Raw genomic sequence first — 22,482 nt, 5'->3', positions numbered from 1 at the left:
CGGTAACCTTTCAGGGGTTACCGACCAAAACTGTTTAATCCCTTTGGGCTACCAGCTCGATCTCGAAACCGGCGGCGTCCGCCAGGTACGCGGCGTAGTGCTCGGCTCCCCCGGCGTGCGGATGCTCCGCGGGGAACAGCAGGGAGAAGCCGTGCTCGAGCGCCTCGGCGGTCAGCTCATCGACCTGCGCGCGGCTTCCGGCATGGAACGCGAGATGGTTCATTCCCGGGGCGCACCGTTGATGCGGCGCATCGATCACGTCCGGCCCGGATTCGAGCACGATGTAGAAGTCCTGCTGTCGATAGCTGACGCCGCTGGCCCACGTGGACTCGACGTCGAATCCCAGGCGCAGCAACAGCCAGCCCAATGAGCTGGTGCTGGCACGCAGGTCGGCCACCCAGAGTTCGAGATGATGCAGCATCGCTACGGGGTGAGCACGAAGTCCCAAGGGTCGGAGTTTATCTGCGACACCTCGATCTCCACCTCATGGCCCAGATCCTGCAAGACGTTCTGCAGCGCCCGGGCCCCGGCCGAAAGCCAGACCCATTCGGAGGCAAAATGCGACACATCGATGAGGAAAGGGTGTCCCCCATCGGCAGATTCACGGGCTTCGCTGGCCGGGTGGTGGCGCAAATCCGCGGTGACGTAGACATCGGCCTTGTGCGCGCGCACCGCGTCGAAGAGGGAATCTCCGGCCCCGCCGCACAGGGCGACCTTGCGGACGATGCCCAGACGCTCCCCGGCGACGCGGACGCCACCGGCTACCGCTGGCAGCACGGTATACACGCGTTCGGCGAAGTCCACGAGCTTCATTGGCTTGTCGAGGTAGCCAACTCGTCCCAGCCCCTCTTCGGGCAGGCCGTCCTTGGTTTCGACCAGCGGCACGCAGTCTGTGAGGCCGAAGGCGTCGGCGAGGGCGTCATTCACGCCACCGATCGCATTGTCGGCGTTGGTGTGGGCGGTCAACAAGGCGGTGCCTGTTTCGATCAGCCGGTGAATTGCCTCGCCCTTGAAGCTGGTGCCCGCCACCTGGGTCACTCCGCGCAATAACAGCGGGTGGTGGGTGATCAGCAGATCGGCGTCGCGTGCAATCGCATCGTTGATGACTTCCAAGGTCGGGTCCACCGCCAGGACGATCTTCTTCACCTTGGCGGTGGTGCGGCCGGTGACCAGGCCTACGGCATCCCAATCTTCGGCCAGCGACTGCGGCCACAGCTCTTCCGCGGCCTCAAGCACTTCGCCCAGGGTCGTGGCACCGGTTCTCGCGTCGGCCTCGACGTTCTCTGCCGCTTCATCGCTCACGGAAGATAGGTTGGCGGACGGGGAAGCAGGGTTCTTCTGCTCCGGATCCTGCGGGGTATTAGCCTTGCTCTGCATGCTTCCACCCTACGCGGTGCAGCCCGCTCAGGAACATAATGCAACGCCGCGACGTTATGGACTCTGTGAGTATTCTCAGATTAGACACGCCCCATCGTTTCTCCGCCCGAATGACCGTGGCGGACACCGAACTGACGACCTTTGTCCTTGCCGGAGGCTGCTTTTGGTGCCTCGACGCCGTGTACCAGCGCACCCGTGGCGTGCACGCGGTGCTCTCCGGGTACCAGGGCGGACATACCAGCAATCCGGATTACCGGCAGGTGTGTTCCGGCACCTCCGGCCACGCCGAGGTGGTTGCGGTCATCTTTGATGCACAGGTGGTTCCCGCCGAAGTCATCCTGGACATGTTCTTCACCGTGCACGACCCGACGACGCTCAACCGCCAAGGCTATGACGTGGGCACGCAGTATCGTTCGGCGATGTTCCCGTTGGATGAAAGCCAGCGCGAGGTCTTCGAGGCGAGCATGCAAAAGTACGCGGCACTCTACCCGGACCCGATCGTGACGACTATCGAGGAGTCGAAAGATTTCTACCCAGCCGAGCAAGTGCACCAAGATTACTACTCGGAGAACCAAGAAGTCGGGTATTGCCGAGTCATTATTGACCCGAAGCTCGCAAAAGTCAGGAAATATTACGCCCAATGGCTTAACGAGAGCTAAGCGGCGAGCGAGCCGATTAGGGTTAGCAGTGAAACTTTAAGGACGAAACGCCGTATTCACGGCGTTCTCCAACCACCCTCGCCGGGCATCAGCGGCCTGCATCGAGTCACGTAAGGATTGCGTATACATGGGCAAGATCTACAACAATGTCACCGAGATCATCGGAAACACCCCCCTGGTGAAGCTCAACCGCTTAGGTGAAGGGCTGCCAGGCAGCGTCGCGGTGAAGCTGGAGTTCTACAATCCAGCCAACTCGGTCAAGGACCGCATCGGCGTAGCCATCGTCGATGCCGCCGAAAAGTCTGGCGACTTGAAGCCAGGCGGCACCATCGTTGAAGGCACCAGCGGCAACACCGGCATCGCACTGGCCATGGTTGGCGCGGCCCGCGGCTACAAGGTCATCCTGACCATGCCGGAGACCATGTCCACCGAGCGTCGCGTGATGCTGCGCGCCTACGGTGCCGAGATCGTGCTGACCCCGGGTGCCGACGGCATGCGCGGTGCGGTAGAAAAGGCCAAGGAAATCGTGGCCACCTCGGAGAACGCCATCTGGGCCCAGCAGTTCGCGAACACCGCGAACCCACAGGTGCACGCGGACACCACCGGCCCGGAGATCTGGGCAGATACCGATGGCAAGATCGATGTGCTCGTGGCCGGCATCGGTACCGGTGGCACCATCACTGGTGCGGGCCGCTACCTGAAGGAAAAGAACCCCAACCTCAAGATCGTTGCGGTCGAGCCAAAGGATTCACCAATCCTCAACGGCGGCAAGCCAGGCCCGCACAAGATCCAGGGTCTGGGCGCGAACTTCATCCCCGAGGTGCTCGACACCGACCTGTATGACGAGGTGCTCGACGCCTCGATCGAGGATTCGGTCTCGGTGGCACGTGACCTGGGCGTTAAGGAAGGCATCCTCGGCGGCATTTCCGCCGGTGCCGCCGTCTGGGGCGCCCTGCAGATCGCGGCCCGCGAAGAGAACGCCGGCAAGCAGATCGTCACCGTGATCCCCGACTTTGGCGAGCGCTACATCTCCACCCTGCTCTTCGATGACATCCGCGGCTAAGAAATAGTTTCTTTCTTCGCGAATAAATCGGCGTGACCCGTCGTTGGATCTTAATAGGTCCGCGGTGCGGTTTGCGCCGATTTGTCATGTGCCCAATTCAGCGGCACCTCAGCATGCAGCACGCACTAAGGTTGTTTATATGAGTTTTTTCTCCCGGTTACGTGAAGACCTCGCCAACGCCCGCTCCCATGACCCGGCAGCACGCAGCGATACCGAGAACTTCTTCGTGTATTCAGGATTGCATGCCATCTGGATCCACCGGCTGGCGCATAAGATGTGGCAGAACCCCTCGCTACGCTGGCCGGCCAGGCTGCTCTCGCAGGCGAACCGTGCAATCACCGGCATCGAGATCCACCCCGGTGCCACGATTGGGCGGCGCTTCTTCATCGACCACGGCATGGGAATCGTCATCGGCGAAACCGCCGAGATCGGCGACGACGTGATGCTTTATCACGGAGTGACCCTAGGCGGCCGGTCGCTGGCCAAGACCAAACGCCACCCGACCATCGAAGACCGCGTGGTCATCGGTGCCGGCGCCAAGATCCTGGGCCCGATCACCATCGGCGCCGACTCGGCCGTTGGCGCGAACGCGGTGGTGGTCAAGGACGCACCGGCAGGTTCGATCGTCACCGGAATTCCGGCGCAGAACCGACCGCGCAAGCCAGACGAGCATAAGCCCGCGGTGGATCCGGCGGAGTATATCGACCCGGCGATGTGGATCTAGTCCCCCGCTGAGACCCCTGCGGTGGCCCGGTGCCTTGGCATAGCAATTGCTGTGCCAAGGCACCGGGCCACCGGCATTTAACCTGCTTTTCGAACAAGCGCCGGCAAGTTATGGCAACCAGTGGACTGCCCGATCTGGCCCCTGAAGGCGTTTCGCTAGCAGGCAGCCGAAGCGGCATTTGAGACCAACCACCTTCAGTGGCCGGGACACCGGAGGGTAGACGAGCTTCCGCGCAGCTGCCTAGCTGCTCAGCTGCTCAGTTTACGGAAATTAGCGTCGACCAAGACACGTCGATCACGCATAACCCATCGTCGGTTTCGCGATAAAAGACGTCTCCCGGATAGTCGGTGCCGGGCACTGCTCCTTCGGGAAGACCCTCTAGATTGATGCTCCACTGAGGGTCGAGCGCCACTTGATCAACCCAATGCCCCGCGAAGAACTCCTCCGGCTCGCCAGCGGAAAGCCCCGACCAATCGCTGGGCGCACCGAGATCCGCAACGGAATCCTCGCAGACAGTGCCTGATGTTTCGCCCGATGCCAAATCGCTCACAAGCTGCTCGGTCGTTCGAATCACCTCGGCCCCATCGTTTCCCCAGATCAGGCTGTCAACTGTGCATCCAGTCAAAAATGCTGCGAGCGTACCTACCGAAATTCCGTACACGGCTCTGCGAATCGGTGTCATGCTCCAAACCTACCGCCCTGCTTGCCCAATCTGCGTATGAAAGCTGAGCAACGAATGTTAGCCGCGGGACCTGAATCCTTTTACTGAGGTAGCCTTTCGTTAACGTCCACCCGGAAGGTTCGAGAATGCGTATGCGTACGATTTCTGCAGCAGTCATTGGCATCGGTGGGGTACTGGCCCTCACCGCGTGCTCCGGGCATAGCGGACTTCAGGCACTGGAGGAACAATTCGCTTCCGAGGATGCACTTCCCGCAGCGATTGATTTGGGAGACACCATTGACCGGGAAAGTTCAAGGCTCCTGACTACCCACGAACAGGTACGCTATTTCGCTGCGAGGTCAGCTGATTCCTCGATCGGATGCATCATCGTTGTTCCCCCAGACGCAGATCCCCATTGGTTTTCCGGCTGTGGTTCGCTGGGAGCAACCGACGTGATAGTGACCGCGTCGGCTCCACCCAGCAACAGGGCGGCTTCCCTCGTCAGGGATGACTCTGACACGCGGGCGCTGGAATCCGAAGGATGGATCAGGATTGACGACAATGTCCTCATCCCCAGCCCGTAGCGACGTTCCTTTAACTTCTGCGGCCCCACCGCGACAAGCACAACCGTTGAACGCTTAAAGCACCTGGGACCAACGCATACGCGTTGGTCCCAGGTGCTTTTTGGTGCAGCGAAAAGCTACTCGGCCAAGGTGTGCGACTCTTTGCCGCTGCCCGCGATGACCTCGACCTGCTCATCGGCAGGATCCTGTGCCTGCGCGCCGAGCTTGCCGCGGGTGAGCTTGTGCATGATCAACGCGATGGCGCCGTCGCCGGTCACGTTGGTGGCGGTGCCGAAGCTGTCCAGCGCGATGTAGGCGGCGAACATCAGGCCAACCTCGACCTCGCCGAAGCCGAGCATCTGCGCCAGCAGGCCAGCGGCAGCCGCGATGGCACCGCCGGGAACGCCAGGAGCGGCGATCATCATGACACCGAGCATCAGGATGAATGGCAGGAATGCGCCGAAGGAGACATTGCCGCCGGTGAGCAGCAGCACGGCCAGGGAGAAGCAGGTGATTTTGACCATCGAGCCGGAGAGGTGGATGGTTGCACCCAGTGGCACCACAAAGCCTGCCACCGAATCGGAGACGCCGTTCTTCTTCGCCGAGGCGAGGGTCACCGGAATGGTGGCCGCCGAAGAGGAGGTACCCAGGGCGGTGAAGTATGCGTCACGCATATTCCACAGCGCCTTCAGCGGGTTCTGCCCGGTCATCGAACCGGCCACCGTGTACTGGACCAGCAGCACCACAAGGGTCAGCGCGAAGGAGACCACGGCCACGAGCAGGAACTTGGTCACCACGGTCACGGCCGAGCCGCTGGCCGAGAGGTCAAGGAAGATTCCGAAGATGAACAGCGGCAGTGCCGGGACGATAATGCGGCGGATTACCATCTCGATGATGGTGCGGAATTCGACGGCACCGCGGAAGAGCACGGTGCTGCGGAATGCGGTCAGGCCGATGCCGATCACGAACGCGAGGATCAACGCGCTCATCACACCGATGACTGGTTCCAAAACGATCTCGGTGGCCCCGTCGCCGGCGGATGTCACCAGCGAGATGTAGGCCTCGAACCCGGACCCGGAGTCCTCGCCGAGGGTTTCCACGCCGCCGCCGCTGAGCGAGGCGGTGAACAGCCAGCGGCCCACGAAGTAGGCGAGCAGGCCGGCCAGAACGGTGGAGGAGTAAGCGATCAGCGCCGTCACGCCGAGCCACTTACCGGCACCCTTGCCCAGCTCGGCGATCGCGGGCATCACCAGGCCCAAGATGATCAGCGGCACGATGAAGCTCAGGAATCCCGAGAAGATCGAGTTGTAGGTGAGGAAAGCGCTGCCCAGCCACACCGGCATCACCGGCCCAAGCAGAATACCCAGGACGATAGCAACAAGGATCCACCCAAGCAGTGGGATCTTTTTCAACAGGTTCATGTGCTTCTTTCATGGTGACGAATGATGTGTGACGAGCTGAGGGGCGTCGAGACCACGGGTTTTGTGGCGCACGACATGCATCCACCATGTTATGGCCTGCACTCGGTTCTTAGAAACCATGAGCCAGGTCATATGGATGAGACGTGGCTCAATGCCGCCAACTCTCGCCTTTTGTCCAGAGAATCCCGCGCTTTGGCGAATCCACGCAGCGTTCCGTCTCCGAACAACGGTTAAACGCTAGCGCTCCAGCCCGTGGAGGGACACCAGGTTACCTGCACCGCGTCATATTCTGCCACGGCGCTACCCCCGGCTTTAATGAGAGACACCATCCTATCCGCCCATGACTTGGAGCACCTCGATATGTTTTCCGGGCTCAGCGCCTTCCCGCTCACTCCCCTGGTCGAGGACAGCCTCGACGAGCCACGCTTCACCGCGCTCATCGAGCGGCTATCTGGCAGCGGCGTCGACTCGATCACCGTGCTCGGTTCCACCGGCATGTACGCCTATCTCGATCCCGGCGAGCGCGCCCGGGCAGCCGAGCTGGCGGTGCCTGCCGCCAACGGAACGCCGGTGTACGTGGGCGTCGGTGCGCTGCGCACCTCGCAGGTCTTGGCGAATGTGCGTTCGGCCGAGCTGGCCGGGGCCCAAGGACTGCTCCTGGCGCCGGTCAGTTATCAGCCGCTGACCGAAGATGAGGTGTTCGCCCTGTTTGCCGCGGTCTGCGCGGCGAGCACCCTGCCGGTAATCCTCTATGACAACCCGGGCACCACCCACTTCAGCTTCAGCCTGGAGCTCTACGCGCGCATTGGCGCCCTGCCAAATGTCGCGTCGATCAAGATCCCGCCGCTGCCGGCTAACCCGCAAGCGGCACGCGAGCACGTCGCAGCCATCCGTTCGGTGATCCCGGCGGACGTCACGCTGGGGATTTCGGGAGATGCCGTCGCCGCCGCGGGCCTGGCCGCCGGGTGCGACGGGTGGTACAGCGTGCTCGCCGGAGCCCTGCCGGAGCTGGCGCTGCGGATCTCCAAGCCGGCCAGCGAGTCAGACCATGAGCGTGCGCTCGCCGAATCGGGGCAGCTTGCCAGCCTGTGGGAGTTCTACACCGCCTGCGGCGGCAGCGCCCGCGCCATCGCGGGACTGGCCCGGGAACTCGGCATGGTCTCGGACTCCGCCCTGCCGGCCCCGTTGCACAATCTGAGCGAGGAACTGCGCACCCGGGCCAGGGAGCTGCTGCGGGAACTGGGTAGGATTTAGCTCATGACCCAGCATCCTGCAGATACCCACGACCTGATCCGCGTCCGCCAAGCACGGGAGAACAATCTGCAGGGGGTGGATGCGGACATCCCCAAGCGCCGCATCACCGCTTTTACCGGAGTCTCCGGCTCGGGCAAGTCTTCGCTGGTCTTCGGCACCATTGCCGCGGAGTCGCAGCGGCTGATCAACGAAACCTACACCTCCTTCGTTCAGTCCTTCATGCCCTCGATGCCGCGGCCCGATGTCGAGGTGCTGGAAAACCTGTCGGCGGCGATCGTGGTGGATCAAGAGCGCATGGGGGCGAACTCGCGCTCCACCGTGGGCACCGCCACCGACGCGTACTCGCTGCTGCGCGTGCTCTACTCGCGCTATTCCACGCCGAGCGCCGGTGGGGCCGGAGCGTACTCGTTCAACCTTGGCGAGGGGGCCTGCGCGACCTGCGAGGGATTTGGCACGGAGGCGAGCATCGACCTGGACGAACTGCTCGACTGGGATAAAACGCTGGCCGAGGGAGCCATCACGGCCCCGAACTTCGCCCCGGATTCCTGGCTCTGGCAGACGTTGACCGCGGGCACCGAGCCGGACCTGCAGGTGAAGCTCAAGGACATGCCCAAGGACATGCTGGAGCGGATGCTCTACGCGGAGCCGGGCAAGGTCAAGCTCAACGGGGCGAATATGAGCTACTCCGGGCTGATCACCCGGATCAAGTCCAATTACATCCACTCCGGCCGGGAGATCAAGCAGGCGCATATCCGGGATTGGATCGAGCGGATTTCCACCACCGCACCCTGCGCGGCCTGCAACGGTTCGCGATTGAGCGAGAAGGCGCGCGCCTCGAAGATTGCGGGCCTGGGCATCGCCCAGATGACCGCCATGCAGGTTACCAACCTGCATGCGGAGCTCGTGAAGCTGGTGATCGAGGACGCCGCTCCGCTGCTGGCCAATCTGCGCGCGATTCTCGCCTCCATGATCCAGATCGGCTTGGGCTACATCTCACTGGACCGCCCGGCCGGCACCCTCTCCGGAGGCGAGTCGCAGCGCGTGAAGATGATCCGCCATCTGGGCAGCGCGCTTTCCGATGTCACCTACGTCTTCGACGAACCCACGGTGGGCTTGCACCCGCACGATATCCAGCGCATGAACCACCTGCTGCGCGACCTGCGCGACAAGGGCAATACGGTGCTGGTCGTCGAGCACAAGCCCGAGGTCATCAAGATCGCCGACCATGTGATCGACCTCGGCCCCGGCGCCGGGCTGCACGGCGGCAACATCAGCTACGCGGGCAACCTGGCAGGCCTGCTGGCCAGCGACACGGTGACCGGCAGGCACTTCTCCGCCCGGGTGCCAATGAAGCAAAATGTGCGCAGCGGCCAGGATCCGCTGCAGATCCGCGCGGCCAGCACGCACAACCTGAAGAATATCGACGTGGACATCCCGCGCGGCGTGCTGTGCGCGATCACCGGGGTGGCCGGCTCCGGAAAGTCCACGCTCATCCACAGCACCATCTCCAAGCGCGAGGACGTCGCGGTGGTGGACCAGTCCGCCATTCGCGGCTCCCGGCGCAGCAACCCGGCAACCTACACCTCGATCCTGGATCCGATCCGCGCGGCCTTCGCCAAGGCCAATTCCGTCAAGCCGGCGCTGTTCAGCGCCAATTCGGAAGGGGCCTGCCCGAACTGCAACGGGGTGGGCTTCACCTACACCGATCTGGCCACCATGGCCGGAGTGCAACTGCGCTGCGAGGTCTGCGAAGGCAAGCGCTACACCGCGAAGGTCCTCGAATACCGCTTGGACGGGCTGAACATCGCCGAGGTGCTCAACCTGAGCATCGAACAAGCGTTCGAACAGCTCAAGGTCCCCAAGGCCAAGGCGATGCTCGAACGGCTGAACCAGGTGGGCCTGGGCTACGTCAAGCTCGGCCAACCGCTGAACACCCTCTCCGGCGGCGAACGCCAGCGCCTGAAGCTGGCGATCAACCTGGGCAAGGGGCAGGGAACCTACATCCTGGACGAACCCACCACCGGCCTGCACATGGCGGACGTGGACCGGCTGCTGGGATTACTTGATGAAATGGTGGACGAAGGCAACACGGTGATCGTGATCGAACACCACCTGGCCGTGGTCGCCCACGCGGACTGGGTGATCGACCTGGGCCCGGGCGCCGGCCACGACGGCGGCAGCATCGTCTTCGAAGGGACCCCGGCGCAGCTGGCCGGCTCCGGCACGCTCACCGGCCAGCACCTGGCCGAATACACCGCCGGCTAGCCCATGGACTTCACCCTGCGCGCCCCCGAACCGGCCGATGTCGAGGCCCTTGCCCAGCTGCATACCCGCTGCTGGAAGCAAAGCTACGCCAACCAGCTGCCGGCCGATTACTTCACCCCGGAGCAGCTGGAGTCACGGCGCACCCTCTGGGGGCGTCTGGTCGCCGACCAGAACCCGGCACTGCGCCGGGTCGTGGCCGAGTCGCAAGGAGAACTGGTGGGTTTCGCGCTCGCCGGGCCGGGACTGGATGGCGAAGACCGGCTGCAGCTGTACAGCCTGTACTTGCTGGCCCAATGCCATGGAAGCGGCATCGGGCAGGGGCTCTTGGACGCGGTGCTGGGAGACGAGCCGGCGGTGCTCTGGGTGGCCCGGGGCAATCCACGGGCCACGGCGTTTTATCGGCGCAACGGATTCGCCTTCGATGGGGCCGAAAAAACAGATCCAGGGCTGCCGCAAATGATCGAGTTGCGCATGCTTCGCTGAGCGAATCCGCACGGGCCTACAATGAAGTTCGGTGGGTTGCCCGCCGGTTCGAGTTCTCTGCGTGAGGTGCACTGCGATGGAGGAGAATAAGTCCCGGATCGTTAGGGGCTACCGGCAGGATGCGCAAAGTCTGCACCGCCTGCTGCGCACCGCCAGCCGGGCCGACCTGCGCCGGAGCAGCATCGGCACCGGCTGGAGCAATGAGCAGCTGCTCTTCCACATGGTCTTCGGCTACATGGTAGTCCGCGCGCTGATCCCGCTGGTCCACGTCCTGGTGCGCTGCCCGGCCGGGGTGCAGTCCGGATTCTCCCGGCTGCTGAACGCCACAACCCCGCTGTTTCATCCCGTCAACTACGCCGGCTCCTGCGCGGCGGCGCTGGTGTTCAACCACCGGCGCATGGAGCGCCGGCTGTGGCTGACCATCAATGCCCTGGAGCGGAAGCTGGATCGGGTGAGCCCCGCCGCGCTCTTGCGGCGGGCGGATTTCCCGGAGCGCTGGGACCCGTTGTTCTCCCGATCGATGACGCTATCCGAGATCTACGCCTACCCCAGCCGGCATTTCGCATTCCATGCCCGGCAGCTGAGCCTTCGGCCCTAGCTATTCGCTGGTGAAGATCTTCAAGATCTCCGGGTCGCTGTCGCGCCCCAGCTTCTGGTCGATCCGGAGCGCCAGCTGCGCTTGGCGCATCATGGTCTCGTGCTCGGGGCGCAGCTCCGGATTCAAGCGTATTCCCATCGAGCTAAAGCGCCGCGACTTGCTCAGCGCCAGATCCTTGACCATGTCGTGGATCATCGCCAGATCCTCGGGCTGCACCTTCCAGCGCAATTTGCTCAGCCGTTCCCATTCGCGGCGCTGCTCCTCGTCCAGGCCCTCGGGCATCTCGCCCTGGCCCTGGAGGTGCGCGAGCATGGTGGTGCCCAAATTCTGCTCAACCGTGCTGTCGGCCAGGCAATGGTTGACGGCGTTTTCCACGCGCACCCACCATTGCTCGGCGCTTTTGATTTTAGTCCGGAAGCGCAGGGCCCTGAGCGCCACAAAAGCACCCGCCGCGGCGACCAGGACGGTGAGCAGCGGGGCGAGCAGCAGCAGTCCCGCGACCGGCCCGGAGGTCGAATCCAATCCATACATGATCCGATCCTAACCCGGTGGGCACTTCTTGTGGCTGGCCAGGTCGATTAAATGCGGATCATGATCCGCCAGGGCCCATCAGACCGGCGAGGCTTGGAGCACGGTGCTCAGGCGCTGTTCATTTCAGGGATTCGGCGTACCGCGGCCGACGGCCGAGGTGAAGTAGAAGTCCAGCATTTCGTTCAGCGGCTGGGCATTCCCCCGAAGCCGGCTGCGAAGCGCGGCGCCTTCCCAGCAATCCACCAAGAGGGTCGCCATGATTCGGGGGTCGGCCCCGGCCGCAACCTCGCCGCGTTCGATAGCCAGCTGGAGGCAGGCCGCGATGCGTTCGGCAATCTGGGTCAGGCACCCATCGATCTTGCGCCGGAACACCTCGCTGACCCCAGAGAGTTCCTGGCCCAGGCCTCCCAGGAGACAGCCCAGATAGCCCTCCTCGCGGTAGCTCTGCTGGGTCAGCTCGAAGAATGCCCGCACCCGGTCCAGCGGAGCAAGATGCTCATCGGTCAGGCATGTATCGAGACCGTCGTGCACCCCGCGCATGTACTGCCCGATGACTTGGAGCGCAAAATCTTCCTTGTCCCGGAAATGATGGTAGAAGGAGCCCTTCGGGGTGCCGGTGGCCGCGAGCAATGCCTGGATACCAAGATCGTTGTAGCCCTGCTTCAGCAGCATCGGCATCCCCGCATCGAGCAGGAGCTGCTTGGTCGGATGGTGCATTTGACCAGACGGTGCGTCCACGAGGGGTTAGCCACCGACTTTCTTGATCATATGGTCGATAACCTCGCTGTGCGGCTGCTCCGGACTGAACATGACGATTTGGGCATCTGCATCGACGCGCACGTTGTGGCCCGACGGCCAGTAGAAGAGATCATGGGCGGCGACCGTTTCCTGAGCGCCCAGGGAATCTGTGGTGGTGATCCGGCCTTGCAGCACGTAGCCCCAATGCGGGCATTGGCACAGATCGCCTTCCAGTCCCTCGAACAACGCGGTGGTGTCCACGCCCGCGGCGAGGGTGAAGTATTCACCGCTGATGGACTCGAATCCGCTCCCGTCGCCGAATCCCTTGCGCTGACGGATTACCGCGCCGGGAATTTCCATCCTGACTTCGACATCGCCCCTTGCCACACGCATGATTCTTCTCCCTTGAAGAAATACTGCATCAAATTAGACCGGTCGGTCTATTTCTACTCTACGCTTCACTCCGGCGCTCTCCTAGGGGTAGGAGCCAGATACTTTCTCGGCTTTCCGCGGCCGCCGTTGCGATGCGCACCGGGAACCGCAAGGTGGCCTGCGGGAATCGAGTTTTTATGCACGCCCGCAATTTGCACCGATCGGGGCGAGCGGTGACCGGCCAAGTTCCGAAGCCTGCGAATTTCGCCTCGCCAAGCATGGTTGAATCCCCAGGCCCGCGGATTGGCTCACCGAATCACGCATGGTCTTGGTCGGCAAAATTCTCAATGCACTCTGGCAGCGACGGGAGACAGCAGGAGCGCAACTGGGCTCTGCAAAGTCATTGCAGAGCCCAGTGGCACTCACTTCATGGTGCTGGCGGCTAGATCCGCACCAGCATCTTGCCGGTGTTGGCGCCGCGCATCATGTCCAGGAACGCATCCACGGTGTGCTCGATGCCGTCGACGATGGTCTCGTCGTAGGCGATCTTGCCCGCGGCGAACCAATCCCCCATTTGCTGCCCGAATTCTCCGGACAGGTGCAGGTAGCTGGAGAGGGTGAAGCCCTGCAGCTTGAGCCCGCGGGTGATCAGGTTGGCCATATTGTCCGGGCCGGCGGCTTTTTCGGTGGTGTTGTATCCGGAGATCGCCCCGCACAGTGCGGCGCGTCCACCGTCGTTGAAGGAAGCTAGCGCCGCTTCGAGATGCTCGCCTCCGACGTTGTCGAAGAACACGTCGATTCCCTCGGGAGCGGCGGCGGCCAGCTGGCCGCGCACATCGCCGTCCTTGTAGTTGAACGCCGCGTCGTAGCCGTACTTGCTGGTGAGCAATTCGACCTTCTCGGCGCTGCCGGCAGAACCGATGACCCGCTTGGCTCCGAGCAGCTTGGCGATCTGTCCGGCCGCGGTACCCACGGCACCTGCGGCGCCGGAAATGAAGACCGTCTCCCCGGCCTTCAACGAGGCAATCTCGGTCAGGCCAACATAGGCGGTCAACCCGGTCATCCCAAGGATATGCAGGCGCAATGACAGGGGCATGCCCGGAATCTCGGGAACCTGGCTGAAGCTGGAGGCTTCTTCCTGGACGGTATCGGACCAGCCGTGCTGGTGGAGCACCACCGTTCCGACCGGCAGCTCTTCGGCTGCGGACTCGACGACGCGGCCGATCGCGCCTCCCGTGATCCGTTCGCCAATCCCGTAGGGCGCAACGTAGGAACGCGCATTGCTCATTCGTCCGCGCATATATGGGTCAACGGATAGGAATTCGTTGCGTACTCGCACCTGGCCGGCACGCAGCGGCCCGAAGGCGCTGGTGGTGACGTTGAAGTTTTCGGCAGTTGGCCAGCCGGTGGGACGGCTAGCTAGCTGGATCTGCGTACTGGTAAATTCGCTCATCCTGATGAGTACCTTTCTGGGGGTGGTTGTCGGGTACGGAAATAACCTAGAGGGCCAGACCGAGGATCATGAAGATCACCGCGAGGAGCGGCAGCACTCCCTGCTTCAGCGCCGCGGAGGCCTTGTCCGGGCTGGAGGTCAGCAGTACCGTGGCGGCAAGCACCATGGAACCGGCACCGGTGAGCACCAAGGTGGCTGCGATCACCGGCTGGCCCATGAGGAAAAGCACCACACCGAGCAAAACCGCGATTCCGAGGAACAGGTTGTAGAAGCCTTGATTGAAGGCCAGTTCCTTGGTGGCCTTCGCTTCCGCCTCGCTGGTTCCAAAAATTGCGCGCGCTCGCGGGGTGGTCCACCACACGGATTCCATCAAGAAGATGTAGACGTGAATGATTGCTGCCAACGCGCCAAGCACGAGTCCGGTAATAACCATGATGGAGGGCTCCCTACGGGCTTAGTGGCCCAAGTTATTTTGTAATGACCATTTCAATATATACTGGAATGGTCGTTACCGAAAGTGGAAAGGTATGTGATGGCAAGAACACTAGCTTTCGACCGCGCGGAAGTCATCGAAAATGCTCGCTCGGTTTTCTGGTCGAAGGGCTTCGAGGCTACCTCGGTGCCCGAGCTCGAAGCCGCCACGGGACTCAGCCGCTCGAGTATCTACAATTCCTTCGGTTCCAAGCGTGGCCTGTTCGATGCGGCTGTCGTCAGCTACCTCGAAGAAATCGTGCGGCCTCGGCTGCTCCCGCTGCTCGCAGACCAGGTTCCGGCCTCGGCGCTCACCGACTACCTGCAGGGGCTCGCCGCCGTTTTTGCCCGCCCAGAATCCCTGCCCGCCGCGCATGGCTGCCTGTTGATCAATACCGCCAGCGCACCTTTGGCCCAGGACTCGAAGATTTCGCGCATCATCGGCGAATACCGCGCCGAGTTGCAGGCCGCGATACTCCGTGGCGTGGCCAGCGCGCTGCCCGAGGCGAGTGCGGAGCGCGCGGGCATGCTGAGCACCGCGATCACCGGCCTTGTGGTCGCATCTTTCGCCCTGGTGCGCATAGCGCCCCAGGAGGCCGTGCGGCTGCTGGCCACGGCAGAACTGCTGCTCGCCGACTGACCTCCGATTAAACGAGCACACCCGCAGATTCTAAGAAGAATCTGCGGGTGTGCTCGTGATGCGTGAAGACTAGTGGGTGTCCACTGCCTCGACCTCGGTGCGGTCACCGCTCCACTGCGTGTGGAAGGTGCCTTCCTTGTCGACGCGTCGGTAGGTGTGCGCGCCGAAGTAGTCGCGCAGCCCCTGGGTCAGCGCTGCCGGCAAACGGTCGCGGCGCAGGCCATCGTAGTAGGCAAGCGAGGAGGAGAACAGCGGCGCTGGGATACCCAGCTGCACTGCAACCGAGACCACGCGGCGCCAAGCCGGCACGGCCTTGGCGATTGCCTCGGCGAAGGCCGGAGCGAAGAGCAGGTTGACCGGCTTCTCATCTGCCGAGTAGGCGGCGGTGATGTCCTTGAGCAGGGCGGCACGGATGATGCAGCCTTCGCGCCAGAGCCCGGCGATCTCGTCCATCTTCAGTTCCCAGTTGTACTCATCGGCAGCCGAGGTGAGCATGTCCAGGCCCTGCGCGTAGGAGACCAGCTTCGAGGCGAACAGCGCCTGGCGCACATCCTCGATGAAGTTCTCCGGCAGGGTGACCTCGGTGGTGTTGGCCGCCAGGACTTTCTGGCCCACCGCGCGGATCTCGCGCTGCGAGGACAATGACCGAGCGAAGACCGATTCGGCGATGGCCGAAACCGGCGACCCCATATCCAGGCCGGACTGCACGGTCCAGCGACCGGTGCCCTTCTGGCCTGCTGAGTCTTGGATGACATCGACCAGTGGCTTGCCGGTGGCAGCGTCGGTGTGGCCGAGGACCTCCGCGGTGATCTCGATCAGGAAGCTGGAGAGCTCGCCCTTGTTCCAGTCGGCGAAGATCTCTGCCTGCTTCGCCGGCTCGATGCCAGCGGCATTGCGCATCAGGTCGTAGGCTTCGCCGATGACCTGCATGTCGGCATACTCGATGCCGTTGTGCACCATCTTCACGAAGTGGCCGGCACCGTCGGTGGAGATCCATGCGCAGCATGGAGCGCCATCGTCGGCCTTGGCCGCAATCTTCTCGAGCATCGGGCCCAGAGCCTTGTAGGACTGGGCCGACCCGCCTGGCATGATCGATGGGCCGAGCAGTGCACCCTCTTCGCCACCGGAGACGCCAACGCCAACGAAGTGCAGACCCTTTTCGGTCAGTGCCGCTTCGCGGCGGCGGGTGTCGGTGTAGTGCGAGTTGCCGGCGTCGATGACGATGTCGCCTTCTTCGAGCAAGGGCACCAGCTGATCGATGACCGAATCAACCGGACCGCCGGCCTTCACCATGATCAGCACGCGGCGCGGGGTCTCGAGATTCGCGACCAGCTCTTTGAGCGATTCGGTGCGGATGAAGTCACCTTCATCGCCGTGCGCCTCTAGCAGGGCATCGGTCTTGGCGACCGAGCGGTTGTGCAGGGCGACAGTGTATCCGTTGCGGGCGAAGTTGCGGGCGAGGTTCGCGCCCATCACGGCCAGACCTGTGACACCAATCTGTGCAGGCATAAAAATAAGTCTCCATCAGTTACCGGGGAGTTGTACCGTTTTTTGGAAACCGGGAACTCACGGCCTCCATCACGGCCATGTGACGGGTTCTATTCTACGCGTGCGCACCCATCGATTCCCAGACCTGAACGCTTTTTAAAGCATATTTATTTTTCGCCTCGGCTGTGCCAGCGCATCTTGACCAGCAGATATTGGCTAAACTGACGCCATGGCAACTAGTCTGCACGCTCATGTGGTTGAGCACCTCGGCTCCCGAATCGTCAACGGGCAGATCCCGCGCGGATCGATCATCCTGGCCGCCGAGCTGGAGGCAAAGCTCCAGGTTTCCCGTTCCGTGATCCGTGAAGCGGTGCGCGTTCTAGCGCAGTGCGGCCTAGTCACCAGCACCAAACGCGTAGGCATCAGGGTTCTGGGGCCCGAAGAGTGGAATCCTTACGACACTCAGGTCATCCGCTGGCGCCTGGCGAGCGAGCAACGCGGCGCCCAGCTGCGCTCGCTGACCGAACTGCGCATCTCGGTGGAGCCGATGGCCGCAGAATTAGCCGCAGAGTTTGCCCCCGAAGCGATGCGCAAAGAGCTTCTGCTGATCTCGGCCCAGATGAATCATTACGGACGCCAGGGCGATTTGCGTCGCTTCCTCGAACTGGATATTCGCTTTCATTGCCTGGTGCTCGCCGCCTCGGGCAATGAAATGTTCGCGAATCTGGCCACCCCCATTGCCGCGATCCTGCGCGGACGCACCGAACTGGGCCTGATGCCCGAACGCCCGCATGAGGAGGCCCTGGCCTGGCACCAGTCGGTTGCCGAAAGCATCTCCCATGTGGATGCGCTCGGCGCAAGGCGCAATATGGAAAGCATTATGCGCCGCACGCACAACGAAATCTGCAGCCTGTGGGACGGCGCACCGCGCGTATTCGTCGATCCGAATACGAAAAAATAGCGCCGCGCGACCACGGACCACGACCCGCCCCCGAGTGAGCCCGACACCTTTAATCGCTGGTCAGAGATTTATTCTGCGCTTGCGAGCTGTGGCAGAACACCCGAAAAAACTGTTTTCGATGTGACGTAAGTCAAGTATGGTTAGTGGCACGCGGCGACAGGCCACGAACAATTGCATAGTCTTCCGAACACTCGTGGCCGGTGAATCCCGGAGCACGCTCGGACACCGGTGGGGCTCACTTCGGCCAGCCTCATTCACCCCCGAGCCCCGCCGCGTACGGAAACCTTGGGGCGCAGTTACCGGGCATAACGGTTCCCCGACGAGAAGTGCCTGAGTTGTGCATCGGGCATGAAACTGGTTCAACACGGCGCTCGCTTTCCGCCGTGAACCATGCGCTGAAGGGTAGACCGCTGATGCACTTCCCAGCCGTGGTGGACAACAATTCCACCGATATTCTCGCAGTAGCCAATTCGCCGGTGCTTTGGGCCTGCGCCGTCGGCGTTTTCTTGGTCATCGTGCTCCAGAGCATCATCTACATGAAGGCCGCCAAAATCGCGGCGCCTCATATAGGAATGAGCCAGGCGGAGATCAAGAGAAGCTTTAATGCAGGCGCCATCTCCGCTTTGGGCCCGTCGCTGGCAGTAGTCATGGTGGCGGTCGCCTTGCTCACGGTCTTCGGAACCCCGGCCGTGCTGGTCCGCATTGGTCTGATCGGATCGGTATCCTATGAAACCGCGGCCGCGGCCATCGCGGTGAATTCCACCGGCGCCGAACTCGGTGGCCCCACCTATACCCAAGCGGTCTTCGGCCTGGCGCTTGCGGCCATGAGCCTTGGCGGTGCCATGTGGATGATCGCCACGCTGGTGCTCACCCCGCTGCTCAAACGCGGTGATTCGGCGCTGCGCAAGGTCAACCCCGCCATCATGATGATCGTTCCGGGGGCCGCGATGGTCGCCGCCTTTATGGTGCTCGGCATCGGCGAGCTTCCCAAATCCTGGATCCATGTGGTCGCCTTCGGTTCCTCGGCGGTGATCATGACCCTGCTGATGCTCCTCGCCAAACGCGTGGACCGGCCCTGGATCAAAGAATGGGCACTGGGCATCACCATCATCTTGTCATTGGCCATCACGCACCTCGCTACGCGTGCCTAGCCCACACTGGATTCAAGGAGCACATCATGAGCAATTCCACCGAAATCCACGAGGCGCTCGGAACCTTCGACAAGACCACCTCGCGCTGGGGCCGGATTACCATGATCATTGGCCTCTTTTTCTCTCTCGCGGCCCCGACCTATCTGGTCTTCTTCTCCGGGCTCGATATTGAACTCGCCGGTGTCCTCGCCGCCTTCGCCGCCCTAGCGGCGGTTTTTGGCGTGATCTGGGTCGTTGAACCGCTGACCTATTACCCGATCCTCGGCGCCTCGTCCATGTACCAGGCGTTCATGATTGGCAACATCTCCAATAAGCTGCTTCCCGCGGCCATGATCGCCCAGTCGACCATCGGGGTGAGGCCCGGAACCCGCAAGGGTGAGCTGTCCTCGGTCGCTGCCATCTGTGGTGCGGCCGCGGTTCACCTGACCTCATTGTTCATTTTCGTCGGGCTGCTCGGCACCTGGCTGGTCAGCGTGATTCCCGCCGATATCGTGAACACCGTCCAGGTCTACATCCTGCCCACGGTGATGGGTGCGGTTCTCATCCAGGCAATCGTCAGCCAGAAGTCCCCGCGCGCCGCGGTGATCGCGTTGGTGGTCTCGCTGATCGTGGTCTTCGTGCTGTCGCCGCTCTCCCCCAAGATGGCGCTGTTCTCCACCGCGATCGCCGTGATCTCCACGGCCGTGCTGGCCTGGGTGCTACGCGACCGCAAGAGCCTGCCGTCCACGGAAGACTCCGAGGGCGAGGTGCCGCCGGAGGGTCCGGTGTATTAGCAACGAGCCGATTCACTGCGGCGGTTCTGCGTGGTTCCGCCGCACCTACTTGTCAAAGGACCAGGAACTCCGATGAGCAACATCCCGCAGCCACTGAAAATGACCGAGGCCATGGCGGCCGATCTGCTCGACACCTACAAGCATTTGCATGGCAGCCCCGAACTTTCAATGCAGGAACAGCAGACCGCCGCGTATCTCGCGGCGCGTTTGGAGGCGCTTGGTCTTGAGGTGTTCCGCTGCGGGGGCACCGGGGTGGTGGGGGTGCTGCGCAATGGGGCCGGGCCGGTGATCGGGCTGCGCGCTGACACCGATGGGCTGCCCGTCCTGGAGGACACCGGTTTGGATTATGCCAGCCGGGCCAGCGGGGTTTTGGAGGACGGAACCGAAGTTCCGGTGATGCATGCCTGCGGGCACGACACCCACATGGCCACCGCGCTCAAGACCGCCGAGCTTTACGCGCAGGGAACGGAGCATTGGGCCGGTAGCATCGTTTTCATTCTGCAGCCCGGTGAGGAAACGGCCGCCGGAGCCAAGGCCATGGTGGACGACGGCCTGTGGGACAAGGCCCCAAAGCCCGAGGTGATCTACGGGCAGCATGTGATGAACGGGCTGGCCGGAACGATTACCATCATGGAGGGCGCCGCGATGACCACCGCCGATTCCTTCCGGGTCACCGTGTTTGGCCAGGGTTCGCACGGTTCGATGCCCGAGCATTCCATCGACCCCATCGTGCTCGGCGCGGCGATGGTGATGCGCTTGCAGACCATTGTCTCGCGGCAGGTGGCCCCGCAGTCCGCCGCAGTGGTGACCGTCGGGTCATTCCATGCGGGGCTGAAGGAAAACGTGATTCCGGACCGGGCGATCTTCACCCTCAACGTGCGCACCTTCGACCCGAAGGTCCGCGAGACGGTCCTTGGCTCGATCCGGCGCATAATCACCATGGAAGCCGGCGCCTCCGGTGCCCCGGAACCACTGATCGAGGACATCTCGCACTTCCCGCCGCTTTACAACGATCCGGCGGAAACCGCGAGGCTCACCGAAGCATTCCGTGCCGAATTCGGCGCGGAGCGGGTCCTGCCGGGCCAAGCGGTGATGGGAAGCGAGGATTTCGGAGCCCTTGGCTCGGCGATCGGCGTGCCAAGCGTGTTCTGGTATTTCGGTGGAAACGACGCCAAAACTCTGGCCGCCGGAACCCCACCGGCGAACCACTCACCGTTTTTCGCACCGGTGCTCGAACCGACCTTGAGCACCGGAGTACGGGCCGCGGTGCGCGCCCTGTACTCGAAAGTCGGCAAGTAACGGCTGCGGTGGACTTAGCTGCCCGATGACAGGCGACCTACTACCCGGCATTCTTAAACAGCTTGCCTCCCGGAATCCACAGATTCCGGGAGGCAAGCTGTCGCCACATATCCAAGAGGCTAGGCGAACATGCTGGCAATCGCATAGAGCACCATGACCACGGCGAAACCGACGAGCGAGATCAGGGTCTGGCTCACGGTCCACACCCGCAAGGTGGTGGGAACGTCCATTTGGAAGAAGCGGGAGATCAGCCAGAAGCCCGAGTCGTTGACGTGGCTGGCAATGACCGAGCCGGCCGCCAGCGCAAGGACCATCAACACTACCTGCAGCGCGCTGAGCGAGGCGTCGGCCAGCACCGCGGGCTGGACGATAGCAGCCGCGGTGGTCAAGGCAACGGTTGCCGAGCCCTGCGCCACGCGGACGACGGCGGCAATCAGGAAGGCCGCAACGATCAGCGGCAGTCCGACATTCTCCAGCGAGGACGCAATGGCGTCGCCGATTCCGCTGGCGCGCAGGACGCCACCGAACATGCCACCGGCACCGGTGATCAAGATGATTGAGCATACCGGGCCGAGCGCCGAATCGACGATCGTCTCGATCAGGGTCTTGTCCTTGCCCTTGCGGAAACCCAGCAGGTACATCCCGAGCAAGACGGTGATGATCAGCGCGACTGGAGTTTCACCCAGGAGCCGCAACCATTGAACCCAGGTTGCTTCCGGATCAACCACGCCTGCGGAACCGAGCATGTTCAGCCCGGTGTTCAGGAAGATCAAGCCCAGCGGGAGCAGCAGCAAGCTGAAAACGGTTCCGACCGATGGGGAGGATTTGAAGTGGTTCTTGTCCTGGCCGTTGCCCAACGCGGCACCCAAGATATCGGGAACCGGGATGTCGAACTTGCGGCCGACGAACTTGGCGAACAGGTGCCCGGCAATGTACCAGGCGGGAATCGCAACAATCAGACCCATGATCAGCACAAGACCCACGTTGGCGCCCAGCAGGCCGGAGGCTGCCACCGGACCCGGGTGCGGGGGTACGAAGATGTGCATGGCAGAGAATGCGGCCGCGGCGGGAATACCGTAGAACAGCAGCGATCCGCCGAGGCGGCGAGCCACGGTGAAGATGATCGGCAGCATGACCACGAGGCCCGCGTCGAAGAAGATCGGGAAGCCGAACAGCAGCGAGGCGACGGAGAGCGCCAGCGGCGCACGGTCCTCGCCGAATTTATCGATCAGCCAATTCGTCAGCACCTCGGCGCCACCGCTGGTTTCGAGCATCCGTCCGAGCATTGCACCCAGACCCACGAGGAGAGCCACGCTGGCCAAGGTGCTTCCGAAACCGCTGGTCATCGTGGAGATGATCGAACCTGCCGGAATACCGGCGGCAACGGCCGTAAGTAGGCTGGTCAGCACCAGCGCCACGAAGGCGTGGACGCGGAATCGGATAATGAGCAGCAGCAGCAACGCGACGGCCGCCACGGCTACTCCAAGGAGGCCGGCGGTTCCCAGCGTCCAGTTCATTTCGAGCTCAGATGTCATTG

24 protein-coding genes are annotated in these 22,482 nt (G+C 62.8%); 13 read left to right on the top strand and 11 right to left on the bottom strand.

The window, feature by feature from the left end; genetic code table 11:
- Positions 1–34 precede the first annotated feature (34 nt).
- Together ACT3UA_RS07850 and ACT3UA_RS07845 are read right to left on the bottom strand one after the other, a co-directional pair.
- Positions 35–448, bottom strand: a complete 414-nt coding sequence (locus ACT3UA_RS07850; RefSeq protein WP_255248531.1) for a VOC family protein — start codon at positions 446–448, stop codon at positions 35–37.
- Complete coding sequence (locus ACT3UA_RS07845; RefSeq protein ID WP_105552055.1) at positions 424–1,377, bottom strand: Nif3-like dinuclear metal center hexameric protein; 954 nt, start codon at positions 1,375–1,377, stop codon at positions 424–426. The genes ACT3UA_RS07850 and ACT3UA_RS07845 overlap by 25 nt, the downstream gene beginning before the upstream one ends.
- 131 nt (positions 1,378–1,508) lie before the next feature.
- On the opposite strand from ACT3UA_RS07845, the gene msrA reads away from it, so the two are divergent.
- The 3 genes from msrA to epsC all read left to right on the top strand — a co-directional run bounded on the left by msrA (position 1,509) and on the right by epsC (position 3,823).
- Positions 1,509–2,036, top strand: coding sequence for a peptide-methionine (S)-S-oxide reductase MsrA (msrA, locus tag ACT3UA_RS07840; protein ID WP_096288819.1), 528 nt, complete (start codon positions 1,509–1,511; stop codon positions 2,034–2,036).
- Positions 2,037–2,163: 127 nt separating this feature from the next.
- On the top strand, positions 2,164–3,099 hold the full coding sequence (gene cysK, locus ACT3UA_RS07835; RefSeq protein ID WP_096288807.1) for a cysteine synthase A: 936 nt from the start codon (positions 2,164–2,166) through the stop codon (positions 3,097–3,099).
- A 139-nt stretch (positions 3,100–3,238) separates the two neighbouring features.
- On the top strand, positions 3,239–3,823 hold the full coding sequence (gene epsC, locus ACT3UA_RS07830) for a serine O-acetyltransferase EpsC (RefSeq protein WP_096288809.1): 585 nt from the start codon (positions 3,239–3,241) through the stop codon (positions 3,821–3,823).
- Positions 3,824–4,079: 256 nt separating this feature from the next.
- Here epsC and ACT3UA_RS07825 read toward each other — a convergent pair whose 3' ends face one another.
- On the bottom strand, positions 4,080–4,505 hold the full coding sequence (locus ACT3UA_RS07825) for a hypothetical protein (RefSeq protein WP_105552054.1): 426 nt from the start codon (positions 4,503–4,505) through the stop codon (positions 4,080–4,082).
- Positions 4,506–4,636: 131 nt separating this feature from the next.
- Here ACT3UA_RS07825 and ACT3UA_RS07820 point away from each other — a divergent pair, with 131 nt between their 5' ends.
- Entirely contained in the window at positions 4,637–5,068 is a 432-nt protein-coding gene (locus ACT3UA_RS07820) for a hypothetical protein (RefSeq protein WP_146112391.1), read from the top strand.
- Positions 5,069–5,184: 116 nt separating this feature from the next.
- Here the strand turns inward: ACT3UA_RS07820 and ACT3UA_RS07815 are convergent, their stop codons facing one another.
- Positions 5,185–6,468 (bottom strand): dicarboxylate/amino acid:cation symporter, encoded by a 1,284-nt coding sequence (locus tag ACT3UA_RS07815; protein WP_096286954.1) that lies wholly within the window; start codon positions 6,466–6,468, stop codon positions 5,185–5,187.
- 315 nt (positions 6,469–6,783) lie between these two features.
- On the opposite strand from ACT3UA_RS07815, the gene ACT3UA_RS07810 reads away from it, so the two are divergent.
- The 4 genes from ACT3UA_RS07810 (at position 6,784) to ACT3UA_RS07795 (ending at position 11,068) form a co-directional block, all read left to right on the top strand.
- Positions 6,784–7,722 carry a dihydrodipicolinate synthase family protein gene (locus ACT3UA_RS07810; RefSeq protein ID WP_255248456.1) on the top strand — a complete coding sequence of 313 codons (939 nt, stop codon included), beginning with the start codon at positions 6,784–6,786 and terminating at the stop codon, positions 7,720–7,722.
- Between the two features lie 3 nt (positions 7,723–7,725).
- The gene (locus tag ACT3UA_RS07805; RefSeq protein ID WP_096286958.1) at positions 7,726–9,987 is read left to right on the top strand and encodes an ATP-binding cassette domain-containing protein; all 2,262 of its coding nucleotides are present in this window, start codon (positions 7,726–7,728) and stop codon (positions 9,985–9,987) included.
- Between the two features lie 3 nt (positions 9,988–9,990).
- Positions 9,991–10,470 (top strand): GNAT family N-acetyltransferase, encoded by a 480-nt coding sequence (locus tag ACT3UA_RS07800; protein WP_096286960.1) that lies wholly within the window; start codon positions 9,991–9,993, stop codon positions 10,468–10,470.
- A gap of 76 nt (positions 10,471–10,546) precedes the next feature.
- Positions 10,547–11,068 (top strand): DinB family protein, encoded by a 522-nt coding sequence (locus ACT3UA_RS07795; RefSeq protein ID WP_444615890.1) that lies wholly within the window; start codon positions 10,547–10,549, stop codon positions 11,066–11,068.
- On the opposite strand, the gene ACT3UA_RS07790 is transcribed toward ACT3UA_RS07795, so the two are convergent.
- The 5 genes from ACT3UA_RS07790 to ACT3UA_RS07770 all read right to left on the bottom strand — a co-directional run bounded on the left by ACT3UA_RS07790 (position 11,069) and on the right by ACT3UA_RS07770 (position 14,595).
- The gene (locus tag ACT3UA_RS07790) at positions 11,069–11,599 is read right to left on the bottom strand and encodes a hypothetical protein (protein ID WP_096286964.1); all 531 of its coding nucleotides are present in this window, start codon (positions 11,597–11,599) and stop codon (positions 11,069–11,071) included. It lies immediately after the preceding gene.
- A 123-nt stretch (positions 11,600–11,722) separates the two neighbouring features.
- The gene (locus ACT3UA_RS07785; protein ID WP_444615888.1) at positions 11,723–12,316 is read right to left on the bottom strand and encodes a TetR family transcriptional regulator C-terminal domain-containing protein; all 594 of its coding nucleotides are present in this window, start codon (positions 12,314–12,316) and stop codon (positions 11,723–11,725) included.
- A 27-nt stretch (positions 12,317–12,343) separates the two neighbouring features.
- Positions 12,344–12,730, bottom strand: a complete 387-nt coding sequence (locus ACT3UA_RS07780) for a hypothetical protein (RefSeq protein WP_096286966.1) — start codon at positions 12,728–12,730, stop codon at positions 12,344–12,346.
- 421 nt (positions 12,731–13,151) lie between these two features.
- Positions 13,152–14,162 carry an NADP-dependent oxidoreductase gene (locus ACT3UA_RS07775; protein WP_444615886.1) on the bottom strand — a complete coding sequence of 337 codons (1,011 nt, stop codon included), beginning with the start codon at positions 14,160–14,162 and terminating at the stop codon, positions 13,152–13,154.
- A gap of 46 nt (positions 14,163–14,208) precedes the next feature.
- Positions 14,209–14,595: a DUF1304 domain-containing protein gene (locus ACT3UA_RS07770; RefSeq protein ID WP_444615884.1), complete on the bottom strand. Its 387-nt coding sequence runs from the start codon at positions 14,593–14,595 to the stop codon at positions 14,209–14,211.
- Positions 14,596–14,694: 99 nt separating this feature from the next.
- Between ACT3UA_RS07770 and ACT3UA_RS07765 the strand changes: the two genes are divergently transcribed.
- Positions 14,695–15,273 carry a TetR/AcrR family transcriptional regulator gene (locus ACT3UA_RS07765; protein ID WP_096286972.1) on the top strand — a complete coding sequence of 193 codons (579 nt, stop codon included), beginning with the start codon at positions 14,695–14,697 and terminating at the stop codon, positions 15,271–15,273.
- Positions 15,274–15,342: 69 nt separating this feature from the next.
- On the opposite strand, the gene gndA is transcribed toward ACT3UA_RS07765, so the two are convergent.
- Positions 15,343–16,782 (bottom strand): NADP-dependent phosphogluconate dehydrogenase, encoded by a 1,440-nt coding sequence (gene gndA / locus ACT3UA_RS07760; protein ID WP_096286974.1) that lies wholly within the window; start codon positions 16,780–16,782, stop codon positions 15,343–15,345.
- A gap of 208 nt (positions 16,783–16,990) precedes the next feature.
- Between gndA and ACT3UA_RS07755 the strand changes: the two genes are divergently transcribed.
- The 4 genes from ACT3UA_RS07755 (at position 16,991) to ACT3UA_RS07740 (ending at position 20,945) form a co-directional block, all read left to right on the top strand.
- Positions 16,991–17,722, top strand: a complete 732-nt coding sequence (locus tag ACT3UA_RS07755) for a FadR/GntR family transcriptional regulator (protein ID WP_096286976.1) — start codon at positions 16,991–16,993, stop codon at positions 17,720–17,722.
- A 413-nt stretch (positions 17,723–18,135) separates the two neighbouring features.
- Positions 18,136–18,873 (top strand): DUF5058 family protein, encoded by a 738-nt coding sequence (locus tag ACT3UA_RS07750; protein WP_444615881.1) that lies wholly within the window; start codon positions 18,136–18,138, stop codon positions 18,871–18,873.
- A gap of 26 nt (positions 18,874–18,899) precedes the next feature.
- Positions 18,900–19,646 carry a hypothetical protein gene (locus ACT3UA_RS07745; protein ID WP_096286980.1) on the top strand — a complete coding sequence of 249 codons (747 nt, stop codon included), beginning with the start codon at positions 18,900–18,902 and terminating at the stop codon, positions 19,644–19,646.
- 72 nt (positions 19,647–19,718) lie between these two features.
- Positions 19,719–20,945 (top strand): amidohydrolase, encoded by a 1,227-nt coding sequence (locus ACT3UA_RS07740; RefSeq protein WP_444615879.1) that lies wholly within the window; start codon positions 19,719–19,721, stop codon positions 20,943–20,945.
- Between the two features lie 119 nt (positions 20,946–21,064).
- On the opposite strand, the gene ACT3UA_RS07735 is transcribed toward ACT3UA_RS07740, so the two are convergent.
- Positions 21,065–22,480 carry a GntP family permease gene (locus ACT3UA_RS07735; protein WP_444615877.1) on the bottom strand — a complete coding sequence of 472 codons (1,416 nt, stop codon included), beginning with the start codon at positions 22,478–22,480 and terminating at the stop codon, positions 21,065–21,067.
- Positions 22,481–22,482: the final 2 nt, after the last annotated feature.

It is taken from the genome of Glutamicibacter sp. 363 (assembly GCF_052379505.1).
GTDB lineage: Bacteria > Actinomycetota > Actinomycetes > Actinomycetales > Micrococcaceae > Glutamicibacter.
The sequence above is the reverse complement of the archived record's forward strand: the minus strand, read 5'-3'. Positions and strand labels throughout refer to the sequence as shown.

Bases quoted from the DNA above. Each gene is read 5' to 3' on its own strand.
- ACT3UA_RS07770 (WP_444615884.1), bottom strand. From the start codon at position 14,595: ATGGTTATTACCGGACTCGTGCTTGGCGCGTTGGCAGCAATCATTCAC.
- ACT3UA_RS07815 (WP_096286954.1), bottom strand. From the start codon at position 6,468: ATGAACCTGTTGAAAAAGATCCCACTGCTTGGGTGGATCCTTGTTGCT.
- ACT3UA_RS07800 (WP_096286960.1), top strand. From the start codon at position 9,991: ATGGACTTCACCCTGCGCGCCCCCGAACCGGCCGATGTCGAGGCCCTT.
- ACT3UA_RS07810 (WP_255248456.1), top strand. From the start codon at position 6,784: ATGAGAGACACCATCCTATCCGCCCATGACTTGGAGCACCTCGATATG.
- gndA (WP_096286974.1), bottom strand. From the start codon at position 16,782: ATGCCTGCACAGATTGGTGTCACAGGTCTGGCCGTGATGGGCGCGAAC.
- ACT3UA_RS07740 (WP_444615879.1), top strand. From the start codon at position 19,719: ATGAGCAACATCCCGCAGCCACTGAAAATGACCGAGGCCATGGCGGCC.
- ACT3UA_RS07780 (WP_096286966.1), bottom strand. From the start codon at position 12,730: ATGCGTGTGGCAAGGGGCGATGTCGAAGTCAGGATGGAAATTCCCGGC.
- ACT3UA_RS07845 (WP_105552055.1), bottom strand. From the start codon at position 1,377: ATGCAGAGCAAGGCTAATACCCCGCAGGATCCGGAGCAGAAGAACCCT.
- cysK (WP_096288807.1), top strand. From the start codon at position 2,164: ATGGGCAAGATCTACAACAATGTCACCGAGATCATCGGAAACACCCCC.
- ACT3UA_RS07805 (WP_096286958.1), top strand. From the start codon at position 7,726: ATGACCCAGCATCCTGCAGATACCCACGACCTGATCCGCGTCCGCCAA.
- ACT3UA_RS07785 (WP_444615888.1), bottom strand. From the start codon at position 12,316: ATGCACCATCCGACCAAGCAGCTCCTGCTCGATGCGGGGATGCCGATG.
- ACT3UA_RS07745 (WP_096286980.1), top strand. From the start codon at position 18,900: ATGAGCAATTCCACCGAAATCCACGAGGCGCTCGGAACCTTCGACAAG.
- ACT3UA_RS07820 (WP_146112391.1), top strand. From the start codon at position 4,637: ATGCGTACGATTTCTGCAGCAGTCATTGGCATCGGTGGGGTACTGGCC.
- ACT3UA_RS07750 (WP_444615881.1), top strand. From the start codon at position 18,136: ATGCACTTCCCAGCCGTGGTGGACAACAATTCCACCGATATTCTCGCA.
- epsC (WP_096288809.1), top strand. From the start codon at position 3,239: ATGAGTTTTTTCTCCCGGTTACGTGAAGACCTCGCCAACGCCCGCTCC.
- ACT3UA_RS07790 (WP_096286964.1), bottom strand. From the start codon at position 11,599: ATGTATGGATTGGATTCGACCTCCGGGCCGGTCGCGGGACTGCTGCTG.
- ACT3UA_RS07825 (WP_105552054.1), bottom strand. From the start codon at position 4,505: ATGACACCGATTCGCAGAGCCGTGTACGGAATTTCGGTAGGTACGCTC.
- ACT3UA_RS07735 (WP_444615877.1), bottom strand. From the start codon at position 22,480: ATGACATCTGAGCTCGAAATGAACTGGACGCTGGGAACCGCCGGCCTC.
- ACT3UA_RS07795 (WP_444615890.1), top strand. From the start codon at position 10,547: ATGGAGGAGAATAAGTCCCGGATCGTTAGGGGCTACCGGCAGGATGCG.
- ACT3UA_RS07775 (WP_444615886.1), bottom strand. From the start codon at position 14,162: ATGAGCGAATTTACCAGTACGCAGATCCAGCTAGCTAGCCGTCCCACC.
- ACT3UA_RS07755 (WP_096286976.1), top strand. From the start codon at position 16,991: ATGGCAACTAGTCTGCACGCTCATGTGGTTGAGCACCTCGGCTCCCGA.
- ACT3UA_RS07765 (WP_096286972.1), top strand. From the start codon at position 14,695: ATGGCAAGAACACTAGCTTTCGACCGCGCGGAAGTCATCGAAAATGCT.